18 protein-coding genes are annotated in these 18,201 nt (G+C 36.2%); 7 read left to right on the forward strand and 11 right to left on the reverse strand.

The annotated features are described in order from the left end of the window. Positions 1–141: 141 nt before the first annotated feature. The 3 genes from BA1379B_RS03950 to BA1379B_RS03960 are packed head-to-tail and all read right to left on the reverse strand — an operon-like array spanning position 142 to position 3,282. A complete protein-coding gene (locus BA1379B_RS03950; RefSeq protein ID WP_153574817.1) occupies positions 142–1,671 on the reverse strand; it encodes a FliI/YscN family ATPase in 1,530 nt (509 codons plus the stop codon). 40 nt (positions 1,672–1,711) lie between these two features. Continuing rightward, a complete protein-coding gene (gene flgF / locus BA1379B_RS03955; RefSeq protein WP_035007133.1) occupies positions 1,712–2,446 on the reverse strand; it encodes a flagellar basal-body rod protein FlgF in 735 nt (244 codons plus the stop codon). A 35-nt stretch (positions 2,447–2,481) separates the two neighbouring features. After that, positions 2,482–3,282, reverse strand: a complete 801-nt coding sequence (locus BA1379B_RS03960; RefSeq protein WP_035007130.1) for a DUF1217 domain-containing protein — start codon at positions 3,280–3,282, stop codon at positions 2,482–2,484. A 268-nt stretch (positions 3,283–3,550) separates the two neighbouring features. Between BA1379B_RS03960 and motA the strand changes: the two genes are divergently transcribed. The 7 genes from motA (at position 3,551) to BA1379B_RS03995 (ending at position 9,071) form a co-directional block, all read left to right on the forward strand. Further along, positions 3,551–4,426, forward strand: a complete 876-nt coding sequence (gene motA / locus BA1379B_RS03965; protein ID WP_035007128.1) for a flagellar motor stator protein MotA — start codon at positions 3,551–3,553, stop codon at positions 4,424–4,426. A gap of 2 nt (positions 4,427–4,428) precedes the next feature. Continuing rightward, positions 4,429–5,397 carry a FliM/FliN family flagellar motor switch protein gene (locus BA1379B_RS03970; protein WP_035007127.1) on the forward strand — a complete coding sequence of 323 codons (969 nt, stop codon included), beginning with the start codon at positions 4,429–4,431 and terminating at the stop codon, positions 5,395–5,397. Next, positions 5,390–5,860: a BAB2_0123 family type IV secretion system effector gene (locus BA1379B_RS03975; RefSeq protein WP_035007126.1), complete on the forward strand. Its 471-nt coding sequence runs from the start codon at positions 5,390–5,392 to the stop codon at positions 5,858–5,860. Before BA1379B_RS03970 ends, BA1379B_RS03975 begins: the two co-directional genes overlap by 8 nt. A 144-nt stretch (positions 5,861–6,004) precedes the next feature. After that, positions 6,005–6,409, forward strand: coding sequence for a flagellar motor switch protein FliN (fliN, locus tag BA1379B_RS06735; protein WP_078674107.1), 405 nt, complete (start codon positions 6,005–6,007; stop codon positions 6,407–6,409). A gap of 28 nt (positions 6,410–6,437) precedes the next feature. After that, positions 6,438–7,520: a flagellar motor switch protein FliG gene (locus BA1379B_RS03985; protein WP_078688721.1), complete on the forward strand. Its 1,083-nt coding sequence runs from the start codon at positions 6,438–6,440 to the stop codon at positions 7,518–7,520. Positions 7,521–7,538: 18 nt separating this feature from the next. Beyond that, on the forward strand, positions 7,539–8,609 hold the full coding sequence (gene flhB / locus BA1379B_RS03990; RefSeq protein WP_078673877.1) for a flagellar biosynthesis protein FlhB: 1,071 nt from the start codon (positions 7,539–7,541) through the stop codon (positions 8,607–8,609). 36 nt (positions 8,610–8,645) lie between these two features. Then, complete coding sequence (locus BA1379B_RS03995) at positions 8,646–9,071, forward strand: hypothetical protein (protein WP_078692405.1); 426 nt, start codon at positions 8,646–8,648, stop codon at positions 9,069–9,071. A gap of 666 nt (positions 9,072–9,737) precedes the next feature. Here BA1379B_RS03995 and BA1379B_RS04000 read toward each other — a convergent pair. From BA1379B_RS04000 to BA1379B_RS04035, 8 genes are all read right to left on the reverse strand, one after another. Continuing rightward, positions 9,738–10,205 carry a hypothetical protein gene (locus BA1379B_RS04000; RefSeq protein ID WP_078673878.1) on the reverse strand — a complete coding sequence of 156 codons (468 nt, stop codon included), beginning with the start codon at positions 10,203–10,205 and terminating at the stop codon, positions 9,738–9,740. Then, positions 10,202–10,645: a flagellar protein FlgN gene (locus tag BA1379B_RS04005; RefSeq protein WP_035007117.1), complete on the reverse strand. Its 444-nt coding sequence runs from the start codon at positions 10,643–10,645 to the stop codon at positions 10,202–10,204. Before BA1379B_RS04005 ends, BA1379B_RS04000 begins: the two co-directional genes overlap by 4 nt. 48 nt (positions 10,646–10,693) lie before the next feature. Further along, positions 10,694–11,284 (reverse strand): rod-binding protein, encoded by a 591-nt coding sequence (locus BA1379B_RS04010; protein ID WP_078692406.1) that lies wholly within the window; start codon positions 11,282–11,284, stop codon positions 10,694–10,696. Positions 11,285–11,433: 149 nt separating this feature from the next. Continuing rightward, the gene (locus BA1379B_RS04015; RefSeq protein WP_035007112.1) at positions 11,434–11,823 is read right to left on the reverse strand and encodes a hypothetical protein; all 390 of its coding nucleotides are present in this window, start codon (positions 11,821–11,823) and stop codon (positions 11,434–11,436) included. Further along, complete coding sequence (locus tag BA1379B_RS04020; RefSeq protein ID WP_035007109.1) at positions 11,823–12,608, reverse strand: flagellar biosynthetic protein FliR; 786 nt, start codon at positions 12,606–12,608, stop codon at positions 11,823–11,825. The genes BA1379B_RS04015 and BA1379B_RS04020 overlap by 1 nt, the downstream gene beginning before the upstream one ends. A 14-nt stretch (positions 12,609–12,622) precedes the next feature. Continuing rightward, on the reverse strand, positions 12,623–14,716 hold the full coding sequence (gene flhA, locus BA1379B_RS04025) for a flagellar biosynthesis protein FlhA (RefSeq protein WP_051668872.1): 2,094 nt from the start codon (positions 14,714–14,716) through the stop codon (positions 12,623–12,625). Between the two features lie 1,058 nt (positions 14,717–15,774). Beyond that, a complete protein-coding gene (locus BA1379B_RS04030; protein WP_035007106.1) occupies positions 15,775–16,767 on the reverse strand; it encodes a bifunctional riboflavin kinase/FAD synthetase in 993 nt (330 codons plus the stop codon). Next, positions 16,767–17,612, reverse strand: a complete 846-nt coding sequence (locus BA1379B_RS04035; RefSeq protein WP_078674158.1) for a TIGR01459 family HAD-type hydrolase — start codon at positions 17,610–17,612, stop codon at positions 16,767–16,769. Before BA1379B_RS04035 ends, BA1379B_RS04030 begins: the two co-directional genes overlap by 1 nt. Positions 17,613–18,201: the final 589 nt, after the last annotated feature.

An 18,201-nucleotide genomic window follows, 5' to 3' on the forward strand; every position in this document is an offset into this window, starting at 1 on the left:
AAACACCCTATGTTGCCTCTTTCAAACTTCTCTAAATACATCATAAACCATGAAAAGAAAAAATACTAACCAAACACAAGCCTGTACACAACAAAATGTAATCTCTTGAAAAATAATTCTCCCTTTTACCGCTAGCAACTATTACTGACTTTTCAATAACTTAGCTAATTCTTCATAGGGATCACTGATAAGTGCCATATCGGGACTTTGCTTCATTGCAGCATAAATAGATGGGACTAAAAAAACTGCTTGATCAAGAACATGGTCTGTCCCTGGACGATAAGCACCCATAGCGCGTAAATCACGTGTTTCTTCGTAGCGAAAAATCATCTCTTTCAAATTTTTAACCAATGTACATTGTTCAGGGGTCCAGTTATGAGATGCCAAACGTGAAATAGAAGAAAGGATATCAACGGCAGGAAATCTTCCCTGTGCAGCAATGGCACGATCAAGAACAATATGACCATCCAAAATCCCACGAATAGTATCAGCAATGGGATCATTATGGTCATCACCATCAACCAATACTGCATAAACACCCGTAATAGATCCTTTTCCTTCCCTGCCGGGACCTGCACGTTCCAATAAACGGGGCAATTCACTAAAAACGCGTGGAGGAAATCCACGTGAAACAGGTGGCTCATGAGCAGTAATAGCAATTTCTCGAGTTGCTAACGCATAGCGCGTAACAGAATCGACAACAAGCAAAACATTATCTCCTAAAGAAGAAAAATATTCAGCAATTGTTGTCGCCATAATTGGGGCTAAACGGCGCATCATCGGACTTTCATCACCCGTTGCGATCACTCCAATCAATTTGTGTAATTTATCGTGTAATACATCATCAAGCATATCACGCACTTCACGGCCACGCTCTCCTGTAAGCGCTAAAACAACCGTATCAAAATGATCAGCTTGCATCATCATAGACAAAAGAGTCGATTTCCCTACCCCAGAACCAGAAAAAACCCCAATGCGCTGCCCAAAGCAAAGGGGCGTGAAAATATCAATAACCTTAATGCCCGTGCGTAATCCTGCACCCACACGCGCACGTTTCAGTGCTGGAGGTGCATAGGTCTCAATTGCCATATTTCGTGGCCCAGAAGATAATCCTCCCTTGCCATCAATAGCCTCTCCAAAAGCATTAACAATTCGTCCACACCAAGAACGATCTGGAGCAACAAAAAGAGGACCTTTTGGAAAAACAGAAGCAGAAAGCATAGGAACGACAGTTTCATCATAAGGTTTAATTAAAACGCTTTCTTCATTAACACGAATAATTTCACCTCGTAGAAACTGTGACTCACACTCAACGGATACTGTATCACCTAATAAGACAGACTGTGATAAACCACGTGCAACTAATGTCCCTCGTGCTACATCGCTAATAACACCACCTTGACTCACAAGGTGAGAATAATGATCGTTTTTGTGTTTTGCAAAATCAAGCAATCGATTTAAAGCAGTAGGAGAAGGAGGTGTCTCAATTATGTCAGTATTTGAATCAGCATTTGTTACATCTTTGAGAAGATTTACCGTATCATCTGATTCCTCAGCATGAATATCAGTATCTTTTGCATCAGCAAGAGAAGAATTTATAACTGAATCAGTTGTTGGCGTAGCATTAACTAAAACAACTTCTGGCATAAAATTATTTTCACTCTCTAGCATCATACATACTCTTCAATACAAAGCCTCTATGATCAAATATTTATACTTTTCCACTCAAAATTTGAATAGATTTAGAACGCATTTCTTCTTGCTGACGAAGCATTGATTCAACACGTTCAAAAGCACGGCTTACTTCAATAAGGCGAGTCATCTCTATCACACCATTCACATTCGAACTTTCAATATACCCTTGCACAACAGTATCACCGCTTCCCCCTTCTGATTGAAAAGCTGCTTTATCAGGTATCACAGAAGAATTCGGTCCATAACGCAACTGGGTACCTGGCTGAAATTGAAATAAACCAATTTTCCCAACGAATGCATTATCTTGATAGATACTTCCATCAGCTACAATACGTGGTGTCCCCCCTGCTGGATTAAGCTGAATTGGTGCCCCTCCCTCATCTAAAAAAGGTAACCCTGTTACAGAAACCAATCCCCCTTCCGGAGTCATAATCATTCGTCCATCACGAGTATACACTTGTCCGAAAGATGCTTGCATAGAAAAATAGGAATCGCCTACTACAGCAATATCAAGCGCATTACCCGTCTCTACCAAAGAACCACGATCAGTGGAAATATATCCCTTGCCAGCACTTGTGAAAAACACACGATCACCCTGTTCATGTGCAACGGAAGACAATAATGTATCAAACTTCATACCACCCGCTTGAAAACCTGGTGTATTCACATTTGCCATATTTTGCGCAATAGTCTCCATCCGCCGTTCCAAGCCAATTTGGCCTGAAACACCCACATAAATCGGATTTTGCATATACCTAGTCCCTTCTGAATCTTATCAATACTTACTTACAGACCACCCTGTTTGAAAGATTGTAAAGCCATTATTGTTTCATTTGAAAAAGCTAAACCTCTACCTACATTTGATCCTTGCAAAATCATTAAAGCAGGATTAACAACTGTTTGATTTTGTACATCATACATAGCAGAAAATTTTGCAATGAGGTGTTCTAACTTCTTTGGATCTTGTAAATCCTTAAGTGACATACGCGACTCTAACAAAGATTTTTGCACTTCAATTGGCGACGTAAGCACATTCTCAGAAATATTGAAGGCCTTAAAAATAACAGCTGATAAAGCCTTATCGCTCAAAATCTGATAAGCCCAATTTTTTTCTGTCAGAACATTATTCTGCACCATTCCTCCGATAGTCCGAGTGAAATACAAAGCAAGACGTGTCCCCTCATTAACTTCGCCTACTTCAACTTCTAATGTTTGTTGCATATATTTATTCACGGTGACCGTTTTTGCACTCTCTCTTTGTGTCGCTTTCTCACCATATTTGCTAAAATTAAATGCCTCTGCAAATTGCTGATAACGCTTATCTACTAATTGAGATGCATACTCAGGATCTGAAAGAACCTTACGAATCATGCCTTTAGCAAAAATCATATCTTCCAATCCATAAGCTTTCATAGCATAATTATAGATTTTATCATTTGCCAAAAAATCATCAACCGACTTCACACCAATAATATGCTTAACATAATAGTCTGTCTCACGTTTGACTTGTGGCTTTTGAAAAAGCCTATCAAACGTTTGCTTCATATTATCAATTGTACTTCTATAACTCGTATATGTGCTAATCACAGGAAACCCCTCTCTACACAAGCCCCAATTTAAAGCATAAAACTTGCCTAAAGCTTATGATAAAACCACTTTATTATTAACGTAAGAAATATTTCACAAGTCTTTATTAATAGATAAAATGCTTTTTATTTTTAAATTATTATATCTCTTAACACTTTTATAAAATATTGTAATACTTTTATACAATATTAAGAAAATAAATGGTAAGTTTTACACAAGCATAGACATTTATTTCTCCACAAAAATTAAAAATAAGGAGCTCACAGCCTTGGGTGTTATTATAGGATTAATAATTATTTTTGGATGCATACTTGGCGGTTATGTCGCTATGGGAGGTCATCTTGATGTTTTAGTACAACCATGGGAATTTGTTATCATTTTAGGCTCAGCTATTGGAACATTTATTGTTTCCAACCCTATTCCCGCTATTAAAGACACATTGCAAGCAACGATAGAAGCAATGAAAGATGCTGTTCCAAAACAAAAAGATTTTTTATCACTATTGGGTTTACTCTATGTTCTTATGCGGGAAATGCGTTCAAAATCAAAATCTGAAATGGAAGCTCATGTTGACAATCCAAAAGAATCTGCGCTTTTCCAGCAATATCCTCTGATCTTAAAAGATGAATCTTTAACCAATTTTATTTGTGACTATTGCCGTCTTATTGTCATGGGAAATACACGCCCTTTTGAAATTGAAGCTTTAATGGATGAAGAAATTCATACAATTTCATACGATTCTCAAAAACCCTATCAAGCAATGCAAAATATGGCTGATGCTCTTCCAGCTCTTGGAATTGTTGCAGCTGTTTTAGGTGTAGTTAAAGCTATGGGAGCCATAAGTGAACCGCCAGAAGTATTAGGACACTTAATTGGAGCTGCTCTTGTAGGGACCTTTGCTGGTATTTTTTTCGCTTATGGTATCTTTGGCCCTCTTGCCTCAAAAATAAAAACGGTACGCAATAAAAAAGTGCGTATTTACATTGTTGTTAAACAAACACTGTTGGCTTACATGAACGGCGCAATGCCACAAATAGCACTCGAGTACGGTCGTAAAACCATCTCAGCAAAAGACCGTCCAACAATTGATATTATGGAACAACACGCAATCGCTAGTCAAGGTAGTGAAAAAGAGGCCGCCTAAATATGACTGAACCGATCGAAAAACAAGAAAACGAAGAAAAAGCGCAAGAAGATAAAAAACAAGATGCGCTGACCCAACATATTTTACGTGCAGCTGGCCTATCAAGTGATGACCTCATGTCATTTCAATATGTCTTCCGTGATGCAGCAAGTAATCTGTGTATGCGCTTAAGCAATTATACCTCTTTAAAATTTACGACAGATGTACAATCACTTGACACACTGAAAGCGGATCAGATTACTCAAGCAATTGGAACAGAAGCACTTCTGGTTTATTTCAACTCCGATCGTTGGGGAAATGACGTTATTTTTGTTCTTGATGCAACACTCGTAGAACTAGCAACAGAAGTATTTTTTGGGGCTTCAGAACCCATGGTAACAAATCGCAATGGACGCCCTTTTAGTCCGATAGAAAGCAAAGTCGGTGCAACTTTTGGAAAATTGTTAGCCTATGCGTTAGATGGTGTTTTTGGTATCGGTGATGGATCACTTTTAATCTTCAAACAAACATGTAAAGCACAAGAATTTAATGCGGAAACATTTAACCAATCACAAATGTTTTCCTGCACTCTCGGAGTGAAATGCGGTGAAGTGGAAACCTACGTGAATATTTTAATGCCACGCACTTGCCATCGCCCTATCCAAGAAGCCGTTACACGTGCACTCCGCGCTCCTGCAAAACGAACGGATCCCCTTTGGGCCAAACGTTTAAAACAAGAAGTCAGTCGTTCACGTGTACGCATTGAAGCTTTTATTCAACAGGGATCAATGACTTTAAATGAATTATCTACCCTCAAAGTAGGGCAGATTTTACCCCTTCCTGCCAATGCTGCGAAACAAATCAGGTTACGCAGTGGCAATAAATCACTTTATAAATGCTCCCTTGGTAAAATTGGGACAAGTTTTTCTATCCGAGTTACAAATCCTATTGATGAAGAAGAGGAAATGATTGATGAGTTGGTTCATGTTTAATTTTATAAGTGCATTTTTGGCTCTCGTCTCATTGAGTGTTTTGATTATTACAATACGCAAACTAGCTGCCACTATCCAAATGGGACGTGAGCTTGCAAAACAAGTTCAAATGGGGACAGCCTGTCTTGATCAAGCCCTTTCAACTCTGCGTGAAGAACATCAAGAATTCCGAGATGAAAATAGAAAAATGGATGCACGGATGATTGAATCGACACGTATTCGACGTGATATTGATCGTTCAATCTCCCATATGGAAAATGTCCGTGATCAATTGAAAAGTGATTTCAATCAGTTCCGCAGTATTTTAGCTACACAAGCTCATGGTCCATCTGCAGCATCTGGTGCAATACATACTCTTCGCCGGCAACCTATCGTTCCTAAAAGCCTTCCTGTCTTTGTGCAACGCAAAGCGCATAAAACACCTCTTAATGACAAAATACAACTTTTAAAAACAAAATTTTAAAACCTTTAAAGGTAGAAAAAATAGTACGGTGACAGAATGACTAATGACATAAAAAACCCCGGAATTCCTAAAGGAATCAATCCTGCAACAGCACCCAACCCCACAACACCAAAAGTTGGAGAAGGTATAGCGCCAAAACCCGGAATGCCAGGAGGTTTTGGTGCTGGAGCACCACGACCAGGAACAGCAACACCTAACCTTAGAACAAATCCAGGCACTCCTTCTTTTGGAGGTGAAGCAGCAGGAAAAACAACTATTGGAGGTACAGGTGCTTCAAATGCGCCCAAAAGCCCAGGTGATACATCCAGTAATACAGAACTCATTATGAGTATTCCTGTTGAAGTTCAAGTCGTACTTGGTTCAACAACTATGCCAGTCGCAACCTTAATGGATTTAGGAAGAGGTGCAGTTATTACACTTGACAAACAAATTGGAGATCCTATTGATATCGTGGTCAATGGCCGTATTATCGCCCGCGGCGAAGTCATTGTTCTAGAGGATGATCCTTCTCGTTTTGGGGTTAGTCTTACCGAAATTATTGATAAATAACTGATTTCAAATCTTATGAAAGATAAATATGACGCAGGCAAAGGAAACAAAAACTACGGAAGAACTTCATACTATATCAGAGAATATACCCTCTGATAAAGAGAGCTCTTCTACAATTATTGATACGCTTTCTGGACAACAAAAGGTTGCAGCTCTGCTTGTTGCTTTAGGGAAACCTGCTGCTGCACGTCTTTTAAAACACTTTACACCAGATGATTTACGCCATCTTAGTGGGCATGCACATACTTTACCCAATATTTCTCTTGCTGATTTTGAAATTTTGGTTCGTCAATTCGAAGATGCTTTTGCAGAAGGCGTTTCATTTTCAGAAGCCGGTGCAAAATTCGATAATTTAATACAAGAAACATTGCCAGAAGACGAAGCTGCGTTAATTTTTGATCCTTCAAAAGCACCAACACTACCTCAAGAAAGTATTTGGGATATCATTAAAAAATTAAACGTTGATACTTTACAAAAACATCTTGCACAAGAACATCCGCAAGTGGTCAGTTATATCATTTCTCGTCTTCCTTCTGAAATAGCAGCAAAAATCTTTATGGCGCAAACAATGTCTACACGAAGTGATCTTACACGCAGAAGATTACACCTACGAACAGTTTCGCCAGAAATGGAAACGCTTCTCGATCAAGCCCTACGACCTGCGCTTCTAAAGAACAATGATGAAGGAGACAAAGCACATCACAGTCAAGTAGCTGTAATTTTAAATGAGCTTGATAAAACAGACATTGATGAAATGTTGGCAAATCTCGACAATCTAAATCCAGAAGATGTAGAAAAAATCAAAGCAAAACTTTTTGTTTTTGAAGATATTCCACGTTTGACAGAAAGAGCACGATTGCTTCTTTTTGATGGAATTGCAGCTGATACTATAATTACAGCTTTGCGTAATGCGGAAGATCTTATGAAAGAACTTATTCTTAATTCTCTTTCACAACGGACACGCCGCATGGTAGAAACAGAGCTTGCTACAGAGAATGACACTATTCAACAAGAAGCGATTATCAATGCACGCCGTAGCATTGCTCAAACAGCTATTAAACTATCAGAACAAGGAACAATCAATCTTTTAGGAGAAGAAGGAACGTCCTAAAGGGCGCACTGAACCAATATGTCAGATGAAAAACCAGATAAAGAAAGTCAAACAGAAGAACCAACCGAATATAAAATTCGTAAAGAAGAGGAAAAAGGAAATCTTCCTTTTTCTCGTGAATTGCCTGTCTTTGCTTCACTTGTAAGCTTTAGTCTTATTTGCGTTTTTATCTCCTTTCCAGCTATTTCAAAACTTACCTATTTTTTGATCCAATGGCTTGAACGTCCAGAATCCTGGCGTATTAATACTGCAGAAGATGTCAAACACTTGATTTATTTAGTAGGTGGAAGTGTAGGCTTAGCCTTAGCTCCTATCTTAATTCTTATCCCTTTGCTTAGCATTACCGCATCAGCAGTACAGAATGTACCAAGATTTGTCATAGAGCGTATTCGTCCACAATGGTCGCGTATCTCTCCTGCCAATGGATTTAAGCGAATCTATAGTAAAGCAGGATTAGTTGAATTTTTAAAATCACTCACCAAGCTTATCGCTGTTAGTTTAATTATTTATATAATATTTTTCAAAAGCAACACAATTTTCATTAATGCGCTTTTAACAGATGCATCAGCTTTACCAAAATATATTCATAAAGAATTGATTAACCTGTCCCTCTCTTTTATTACAACAGTTATTGCTCTTGTAGGTTTAGACATCGCATGGTCCCGTTTTCACTGGCGTCAACAATTACGCATGACGAAACAAGAAATTAAAGAAGAACATAAAAACCTTGAAGGAAACCCTATGGTTAAAGCACGAATGCGTTCTTTATCACGAGACCGTATCCGCCGCCGAATGATCGCAAATGTCCCTACAGCAACTCTTATTGTAACAAACCCTACTCACTTCTCTGTTGCTTTACGCTATAAACCACCGCTTGATTATGCACCAGTTGTAATTGCAAAAGGACTAGATATCCTAGCACTACATATTCGTGAAATTGCCATCGAACATGAGATCCCCATTTTTGAAAATGTCACTTTAGCACGAACGTTGTACAAACAGGTTGAAATCGACCAAACAATTCCAACAGAATTATATGAAAGTGTTGCTGCCTTAATTCGTTTTATCAACAATCAAAAAAATCACTAAAACAATAATGCTTAAATAATGATATAAAGTCATAAAATGAAAAAAGATTATATAACTGAAATTCGTGAAATGGTCCTGGCGAAACAGGTTGCGCAATTTATTCCAGAACTACGATTAATTGACGTAGGTGATTTTATTGCATACATCCATACTGGACGCTTTAATTATCTTTCTGATCTCATTGAGAGTGCAACAGAATTGCGTTTTTATCCTCATACAATGCGCTTTGCCGGAAATGCCAGTTATGAACTGGATTGGAATACCACACCCAATATATCACTTCACATGGAGTTTTCTAATGAAGGGGTCAATGCTTTTTTCCGTATCTTTATGTCTGCTAAAGAATTTGGAGTTGAGCTGGATAATTGTATTTTTGATAATCCTTCTGATGAAGAAACCAATACCAGCACTTTCATGAATGCGCTTAATAATGCACGAATACAAAAACCACTTAAGCATTAAGATAAAGCTATATTGATCTAAAAATATTGACTCATAAAGTGAAAAAATTATGCATAAAAAATGTTCTTTTCTTCGCAAATAAGTAGAAGCTTAAAATACTCAGCACTTTAGAAATAAACCTGTATGTAAACTAATAAGGTAAGTTGAAGCGCTTTTGATTCTCTCTGCTTTTTATGATCTAATCTCATATGTCTTTAGAAAAGAAATCTTCACATAACACTTTTATCAATTGTTATTTTTCTTTCAAATCAAATTAATGTAAAAGAATGCAATAAGAACAAAAAATCGAAGAATTCTTAAATTCCTTCGACAATAGGTATGTGGTCAATCTTTTATAGATATAAACTTTATTTACAATGTATTATATCACTACATTAGATAGTAACGGCTAATTTTTATGGTATTTATTATAAGATTTAGAAATAAATATTCATAAACATAATGGAAACAAGAATGCCAAATATACTTGTTATAAGTGCTGGTTTTATTATAAGCTCTCCAATGAGAGTAAACCTTTTTTATGAATCTTATCAATTTTTAGTTTAGAGATATCAAATTTTAAGCTTAGGTGAAGCATTAAGAATGATACACAAACTAATAAAACTAATTAACAAATTTAGAATTTGTTTTTATACTTTATTGCCTTTTAAAAGCTGATAAACACCCTTATCGTTTATTTTTCATTCCACGTATTTGATCAACTGAAAGATAGTTAAACTGTTTGACAAGCAAATCTTTCAGGACAGCTTTTGAAAAGCGTTTATTGACATCATCAATAATCCGTTCTTTGATCATCTCAAATTTTACTTTTTCAATTGCACGCACATCAGAATAACTCCCCCAAAAATATTGAAAAATAGTATCATTAATCAAAACCCCTACAGGAATAGATATCTCTTTTTCAGCTGTTTTATCTACTACATAAGCAAACTGCGCAATGATATACCCCTGTACATCACCATCAACCAAAATCGGAACACTCATGACTTCCGTATTATTAGAACCAATCTCTACAGCAACAGGAGCGGACTTTTCTGACGTGTTAGGATCAACCGCATTGACCCTAAGGCTAAAGACTAAAGCGCCCAAAGCCACCAAACAAACCCACAAACCCATTGCAATCATTCTAATCATCTAGAACGCCCAGCATTAACCAAAACTGGATCATAAGTTCCATCTGTTTCTTCAGCACGAACAGCAACCTGCATAATTTGAGATAAATCTCTCACTGCTTCCAAATGAATACGAAGAAGTTCACTATTACGGTTTAATTTTTCTTGTAAATCCGTTAACAAACTCTGTATCTCAATTTCAATATCCTGATCCATATAACGTTTTACATCATTCATTGATTTATTAAGATCACGCAAACCACGCGTTTTACGCAAATTAATTTCTTCATAATCTGGAGCACCGTGATTTTCCAGCATATTGCTTTCATAATCAACAACTTCTGCTAACCCTTTAATGGCAGCATTAAATTTAGTCATCGCCCAATCACGGCCAATGAGATTATTATTAAGAATTTTTGTTTTTAACGCAACATTTTCATCATCATATTGTACTACAGACATTTCCATTCCCCTCTAAAATGTTTATTAATTCTCATCTTAACAAGATGTTCATTTCGTTTTTATTTGATCCTCACTCACCAAATCTAGTTCATTTTTGTAAGTAACTTCATCTGCTAATATACGATGATCTTTAGCACCTAATTCTTGATCTGTTTTTAACGTAGATAATGATGTGCCCGTTTCTTTTCTCATGTGATCAAAAACTAACATCTGTGCAATGCCAATTCCACCAGATACTGCAAATTCTTTAGCCAATTGTTCAGCCATCATTGATTTCCAAATTTGTCCTGCTTGTCCTTTTCCAAAAATCGATTGTATATCGGTTGCAAACATACTCTCAACAAAAGTTTGCAACACAAAAGCTTCAAAATTTCTAAAAACTGCAGCTTCTTTACTTTGTACAGATTGCGGCCTGATATGAACCTGTTGAATAAGCCCATCAGAAACTAAATTATCTCGTACTTCTGAAGCCGAAGTAGTCTGTGCCAAATCTGCAAAACTACTCTCCTCTCGTTCAGTCGTCTGTACGCGAGCAAATTTTTGTAAAGAATACAATCTTTCGACAGAAGCACGATATTCAAGCGGATCTGCCGCACGGGCAACATCAAGCACAATATCAGAAGGAGGCTGAATAGCCATAGATTTCCCCTTTTTACCTAACTCTCGCTTTTCTTTGCAATTAAATTTCTATCTTATAAAACTTTTTCTTCCTTTTAATAGCTCTTTATAAAAAGAAAAATCTTCATAATTTATAACTATAGTAATAGATATAAACATCCAAACTTATGTCAAGCTGATGTCTTACCGATTTTATTTATAATATACTCCTCTAGCATATTACTAAATTGTTTCTGTTTTTCTATTGATTGAATTTCTTTATACTTGTCTTCTAATCTTTTCGAACGACTAGAAGCTTCACACACAACTTGCTTTTGTTGTGCAATTTTTCCTTGAAGGTTCTTTTCAAACTTAGCATTATGATGCAAACGTTTTGCTAAAAAAGAAGCATTCCAAAAATTGAAAGCCGAATCTTTTTCCATCAATGAGAAGAGTTCACGCGTCTCTTCCTGACAAGAAAAAAGTTGACCCTTCATATATTCCAATTCAGCTTTATGATGTGCTTCAACAAGACTTTGCACTTTTAAAAGTCTTCCATAACGTTTACTTTTCTGCGCCATTAAGATCCTTTCTTAAGCCAATCACGCAATTCAGAATTAAACAAGTGTAAAAGTTCTGGCATTAAAATATAAAGTAAAAATAAGCCTCCACACATAACAAAAGGTAATGAAATAAAATAAACCGGAATGGTAGGCGTTAATTTATTGAGCAATCCTATCGTAATATTAATCAAAATTGCATAAATAATAAAAGGCGCTGCTATCGACAATGTAGTTAAAAACGCACGCGATAAAGCTTCATGATAGTCTGTCAAAGCAGCTTCTGGATTTGGAATAAAAGCTAGAGGCACAATATCATAAGATGTTAGAAGGCCCTGAATAGTGATAATATGCAAATCGCTTGCAAAAAAGAGTATGACAGCTGCAAAAACTAAGATATTCGCAACATGTGATTCTGGCGTTGACTCAATGATACTATGACCAGGTTGGCCAGAAAATCCTATCGACATCCCAATAATTGAGGCCATAAATTGCAAAGCCCATAAATAAGCGTGAGCAATTACCCCAAAAGTACTCCCAATTAACATCTCAGCAAACAAAGCACGAACAAGCAGTGCAAGATTGGGTTTATCACCGAGAACCTTAAAGGATTCTGTAACCAAAGGAAGAATAGCAAGTGAAAAAGAAATGCCAATAAATAAACGCAAACTCATAGGAATGCGTACACTAGACATTCCTGGCATTAACATTAAACAAGCCCCAACCCGTGCAAAAATTAACAAAGCAATGGTTACCAATTGCTCAATTGAAAAAGATGTTAGGGGAAGAACAGATGTTAATGACATAAACCCCTTACCTTTTAAGAGATGGTTCCCAATGTTTTAACTTCAATTCCACGAGCAATTTCTGCATGGGAAAGTACAGGCAAAGTTGGAAAAAGACGTTCGATAATCATGCGGACATAAGGCCGCGCTTCAGGAGATGTAATAAGTGCAAAACGCGTTGCTTTTTCCATATGTTGTCGAATAAGTGCCGTCGCATCTGTCCCAAACTTTTCAAGTTCAACTGGATTAATATCAAATTCAATAATATCACCCTTCGCATCACGCTTTAACGCCTTATGAAAAACGAGATCCCAATGGCTTCCCATCCGCAAAACATTCAAAATGCCATTTTCAGATAAATCACCACAAATTTGTTGTGACATACGCAACCGTACATGCTCAGCAATCAGTTCACAACGCCGCACATGAGGTGCTATTTCAGCCACTGCTTCGAGAATAAGATTAAGATTACGGATAGAAACACGTTCTGATAATAAAAGTTTTAAAATCGATTGTAAGCCCGAATAGGAAAGATGTGTAGGACAAATCTCTTCCAATAATTTACGATATTCGCTACCCAAACGCTCAAGAAGAATGCGCATATCTTTATAAGAAAATAATTGTGCTAAGTTATTGCGCAAAACCTCACTCAAGTGCGTTAATAATACGGAAAGATTATCAACTGCCATATAGCCTTCACGAATTAATTCAGAACGAAATGTCTCTGAAGTCGAAAAAGCACGCATCCCAAAAGCTGGCTCAGATACATATTCACCTGGAATATTGGGAATAGGCTTATTGCCTGGCATAATAAGAACATCACCAATACGCATTTCATAAGAAGCAATAACCGTACCGTATAATTTGATCCAATAGCTTTTTCCGGGAACTGTATAATCATCGGATATTTGAATTTCAGGAATAACAAAACCATACTCCTGTGCAAACTTACGGCGCATTTTTGCGACACGATTAGCTAATTCAACTTTTTGCGGCAATAAACGTTGAGATAATTGCTTACCCATAGCAATTTCAATTTGTACTATTTCAAGAGATGCTTTTACTGATTGGCTCTCTTCCTGGCGAGCTATCTGATTTTCTTGTTTACGCAAAGCTTCTTGTGCAAGCGCTTCTCTTTTTAAACGACGTGGAATAGAATAACCAATCGAAGCCATCAGAACAGAAAAAAGGAAAAAAGGAAAAAAGGGTAAACCCGGCATCAACCCCAACATTAATAACAGTAGTGAGGATACAAAAAGAGCTTTAGGATATCCTCCAAGCTGCCCCAAAACAGCTTTTTCAGCAGAACCGCGTGTTCCCCCTTTTGAAACCAAAAGACCGGCTGCCAAAGAAACAATCAATGCAGGTATCTGCGTAACAAGACCATCTCCTACAGAAAGCTTAGTAAAAACATCCGCTGCACCAGACAATGACATTCCATGCCGCGTTACGCCAATAACAATACCACCAAAAATATTAACAGCCGTAATAATAAGACCAGCAATAGCATCACCACGCACAAACTTTGACGCACCATCCATTGCCCCGAAAAATGAACTTTCTTCCTCAAGCTCTTGACGACGATGCTGTGCCTCTTTTTCATCAATAAGACCCGATGAAAGATCAGCATCAATAGCCATTTGCTTTCCTGGAATAGCATCCAGTGTAAAACGTGCTCCCACTTCAGCAATACGCGTCGCACCTTTAGTTATCACCAAAAAATTGACGATAATTAAAATAGCAAAAACAACAAGACCAATAACAAAATCCCCACCCATAACAAATTGTGAAAAACCTTGAATCACATACCCTGCAGCTTTATAGCCTTCATCACCATGGGTTAAAATTACACGGGTGGTTGCAATATTAAGCGATAAACGCAATAAAGTTGCAATCAACAAAACTGTTGGAAAGGCTGAAAAATCAAGGGGCCTTTGGATCCATAATGAAACCATCAAAATCAAAACAGAAAATGCAATAGAAAAAGAAAGCCCTAAATCCAAAACAAAAGCAGGAACTGGTAAAAAGAGAACCATAAGAATAATAATAATTCCTGCCGCAAACGCAATATCTCGACCAGAAAACTTATCCTGGGGAATGATATTGACCGTTGAACTATGCTGCTGCACGCTTTTCTCCTTATATAATCACAACTGAGTACCTTTTATAAAAAGCTTTCTTTAGCTTATTTTCAAAGCATATCCAGTTCATTTTCCTTTGAGTTACCTTTGCTCTCTAATCCATTATCTCATTGTATAAAATAAATAATAAAGCTTGCGTGAAAATTGTGCTGTACCATGCAATCTCTCTGTATCAAAACAAATGCATAAATATAAAATATATCAAACCATAATAAATAAAGGATTATTTTAAGCTTGCTGAGCAGGTCATATCAACATATATTACATCATGTAACATTATGTGAATCATGAATAATACAAGTCGAAAAGGAGAATTTAGTGATTGATATTATTAAGACTACTATGCTCTATTCAACGCTAATTGTTGGTATTAACATTGCTATTGTAATTGCCTTAATTATGGGAGCATAATAAATAGCTATAGACTCTTTTGATATTTTCCTTGTTTTTATACTCCATTTTTAAAGAGCTTTAATAACAAGATAAGTATCTAGTGTACTGAAAAAGCTGATAGCAAATTGGAAATTATTTTGTATCAATGTATAGATTGGAGTTGAAAATATTCAGGCATAAATGAAAGTAATTTCTTAAAGCATAGTTTGCAATTAAGTCTATATAAAAAGTTTTTTTACTTCATTCTGTTTTTTAATCAGCAACTCATAACCCCAAAGTAAAGATCATTATACTCCTATCACTCTATAACACAGAACAAAGAAACATTAAGGCAAGCAGTTATTTTGAAAATTATGTTTTTTCTTCCTTAAACAAATTACCACAAGAATAAGAATGCATATGATGTATTGTGATTATTAAACATATTTTAACTTTTTTATTAACTAAAAAGAAAGAAGCTCTAAACATTGTACAATATATCTTATACAAATAGGGAAGAAACACACAATGATTAACTCAGATCTTAAAATATTTGTTTCACCCACCTATAAACGGAAACTCCATATTGTCCATGATATTTTGGAATATAGCCTTGTGCTCATAGTGAGTTTAAGCGCTGTTTTTTCTGCTTTCTTTTCCTTTTTAAATCATTTTTAAGGTATATTTTTGAAAGTTAATGCTTCATCTAACAATGAAAGTGGTTGTTTTGTCCTCAAAACTGCTTGTGCTTCTTTTTCATCGTGTTGCATTTGTGCCACCAAAGCTTCCAACCCATAAAATTTTTCTTGTCTTCGTAAAAACTGCAAAAAAGAAACCGTACAATTTTCACCATAAAGATCACCATCAAAATCAAATAAATAAGTTTCTAGTACTGGTACTCCATTACTAACAACAGTTGGCCGACATCCAAAACTTGCAATACCATCATATAAAGTACCATTAGCACGACGGAATCTGACCGCATAAACACCGTGTGCTAAACCCGTCTGAGGAAGCAAAAGCTGATTGGCTGTAGGAAACCCTAATCGCCGCCCAAGTTTTTCACCTTGTATAACATTTGAGCGCACCCGATAGTGATAACCTAGCAAATGAGCTGCTTGTGATACTTGTCCTTTTAATAAGAGCTTCCTAATAAAACTTGAAGAAATCGTTTGTTGTTCTGCAGTACATAAACAAGGAATTTGCACCACTTCAAAACCATATTCTTCACCTCTTTGACAAAGAAAACGAATATTTCCACTCTTTTGACAACCAAAACGAAAATTTTCTCCTGTTACTACAGCAGAAACATCAAAAGTTTTTTTTAAAATTACAGTGATGAATTCATCGGATGAAAGAGCAGAAAATTGTGCATCAAAAGGTTGCTCTATTACTCCATGAAAACCAAGAATTTTAAAAATTTCAGCTTTTTCAGCAGCTTGCGTTAAACGATCAACAGAAGTTGAACCTTGAAAAAAACTTTTTGGATGCGGTTCAAATGTTAAAACAAGGGCCGGTCTCTTTTTTTCACGTGATAAATCAAGAGCTTTTTGTAAAACTACTTGATGACCAAGATGAACACCATCAAAATTACCAATCGCGAGCACCGCACCACGCCATGCTAAAGGAAGAAGATTACATTCCTGTAGACGCAAAAAATCAAACATTACTGAAGCATCCACATCATTGCGTGTGGCTGGTAACCATAACGATCGAAAAAGGCATGCAAAGCTTCTTTATTCACAATACCATTGTGACTATAATCATGATGATGAATGCCCCCCATAATATAAAGGGAATCAAGACCAAAACGAATCGCTCCTTTAACATCGGTTAAAAGCCCATCACCAATAGCCAAAACTCGGTTTTTATCCACTATTCCACGAATTTTCTGTAATTTTTTAAAAGCACACTCATAAATTGGAGCATGAGGCTTTCCAGCAATACGCACTTCACCTCCTAATTGTTGGTACAAACGCGCTAAAGCACCAGCGCACCAAATTTCTTGATCTCCACAATGAACAATAATATCAGGATTCGCACAAATAAAAGGTAAATTCCTTTCTCGCAAACGACGAAACATCCCTTCATAAGCTTCTGGTATCGCCTCTAAATCTTCAAGAAAACCACTACAAATAATTGCAGAAGCTTCTCCTTCTTCAACCAATTCGCAAGATAATCCTTCTAATAAAACCAAATCACGTTGTGGACCAATGAAAAAAACTTTACGTGGCACAGAGCAAATAAGATCACGTGTTACATCACCTGAAGTAACGATTTCATCATAACACTCTGTATCCACTTGCATCATCTGTAATTGGACCACCACATCTTCTTTTGGTCGAGGAGAATTTGTCAATAAAACGACACTTTTCCCCATTTGTCGAATTTTTTTCAATGCTTGCACTGCCGATTCAAAAACCTGCACACCATCGTGTACAACACCCCAAACGTCACAAAAAACAGCATCATATTGCCTTATGAGAGGATCGATATGTGTGAGTTCTTTCATAAATACACCTGTTGATGTGTTCGATTTTTTTAGGCTATCTCTTATGTTTGTATATCAATATGCCAATTCTTTTATTTTAAATATATTGATCTCTCTATATTTTAAAAATTACAAACAGTATCATAAGCCTAAAGAAGAGGATTTTCAAACTCTCTCTTATAAAACTCTATACAATGTTCCTTTTTCTTGAAAAGATTTCTATTCATTTTTGGAATTCTTCTATGTCCTTTGTGCAAGACGACCAGAAATTGTTTTGAATATTAAAAAAATCAAAGAACAAGTTAACTCCCTAATATAGTAAAATAAGTCATTTATATAAGATAAATTTATCTTATAATAAGAAATATTTTTATTTAAAATATTATAAAAATTTTTATAATATGTTTTATAGAATAAAATGTAAAATGGTATGATTTTATATAGAATTTTACTTCCTCTATTCTTTCATCTCTTTTAAATGAAGAGCTTATAAGAGGTAATTTCTTCATAAAAAAGTACTAAATTAACAAATAAATAAAATTCCTTTTATAAAATTATACAATTCTCTCTATAAAAAATAGTTAGTTGCTTTCTATCCATGAGAAAAAAG

The organism is Bartonella sp. A1379B (assembly GCF_002022485.1).
Taxonomy (GTDB): domain Bacteria; phylum Pseudomonadota; class Alphaproteobacteria; order Rhizobiales; family Rhizobiaceae; genus Bartonella; species Bartonella rochalimae.

What these genes read in the sequence shown, in the direction of transcription:
- BA1379B_RS04020 (WP_035007109.1), bottom strand. Translation starts at nt 12,608, where the DNA reads ATGTCATTAACATCTGTTCTTCCCCTAACATCTTTTTCAATTGAGCAA.
- BA1379B_RS04030 (WP_035007106.1), bottom strand. Translation starts at nt 16,767, where the DNA reads ATGTTTGATTTTTTGCGTCTACAGGAATGTAATCTTCTTCCTTTAGCA.
- BA1379B_RS04000 (WP_078673878.1), bottom strand. Translation starts at nt 10,205, where the DNA reads ATGATTAGAATGATTGCAATGGGTTTGTGGGTTTGTTTGGTGGCTTTG.
- BA1379B_RS04035 (WP_078674158.1), bottom strand. Translation starts at nt 17,612, where the DNA reads ATGAAAGAACTCACACATATCGATCCTCTCATAAGGCAATATGATGCT.
- BA1379B_RS03975 (WP_035007126.1), top strand. Translation starts at nt 5,390, where the DNA reads ATGTTTAATTTTATAAGTGCATTTTTGGCTCTCGTCTCATTGAGTGTT.
- BA1379B_RS04015 (WP_035007112.1), bottom strand. Translation starts at nt 11,823, where the DNA reads ATGGCGCAGAAAAGTAAACGTTATGGAAGACTTTTAAAAGTGCAAAGT.
- BA1379B_RS03970 (WP_035007127.1), top strand. Translation starts at nt 4,429, where the DNA reads ATGACTGAACCGATCGAAAAACAAGAAAACGAAGAAAAAGCGCAAGAA.
- BA1379B_RS03950 (WP_153574817.1), bottom strand. Translation starts at nt 1,671, where the DNA reads ATGCTAGAGAGTGAAAATAATTTTATGCCAGAAGTTGTTTTAGTTAAT.
- BA1379B_RS04005 (WP_035007117.1), bottom strand. Translation starts at nt 10,645, where the DNA reads ATGTCTGTAGTACAATATGATGATGAAAATGTTGCGTTAAAAACAAAA.
- BA1379B_RS03985 (WP_078688721.1), top strand. Translation starts at nt 6,438, where the DNA reads ATGACGCAGGCAAAGGAAACAAAAACTACGGAAGAACTTCATACTATA.
- flhB (WP_078673877.1), top strand. Translation starts at nt 7,539, where the DNA reads ATGTCAGATGAAAAACCAGATAAAGAAAGTCAAACAGAAGAACCAACC.
- fliN (WP_078674107.1), top strand. Translation starts at nt 6,005, where the DNA reads ATGCCAGGAGGTTTTGGTGCTGGAGCACCACGACCAGGAACAGCAACA.
- flgF (WP_035007133.1), bottom strand. Translation starts at nt 2,446, where the DNA reads ATGCAAAATCCGATTTATGTGGGTGTTTCAGGCCAAATTGGCTTGGAA.
- BA1379B_RS04010 (WP_078692406.1), bottom strand. Translation starts at nt 11,284, where the DNA reads ATGGCTATTCAGCCTCCTTCTGATATTGTGCTTGATGTTGCCCGTGCG.
- BA1379B_RS03995 (WP_078692405.1), top strand. Translation starts at nt 8,646, where the DNA reads ATGAAAAAAGATTATATAACTGAAATTCGTGAAATGGTCCTGGCGAAA.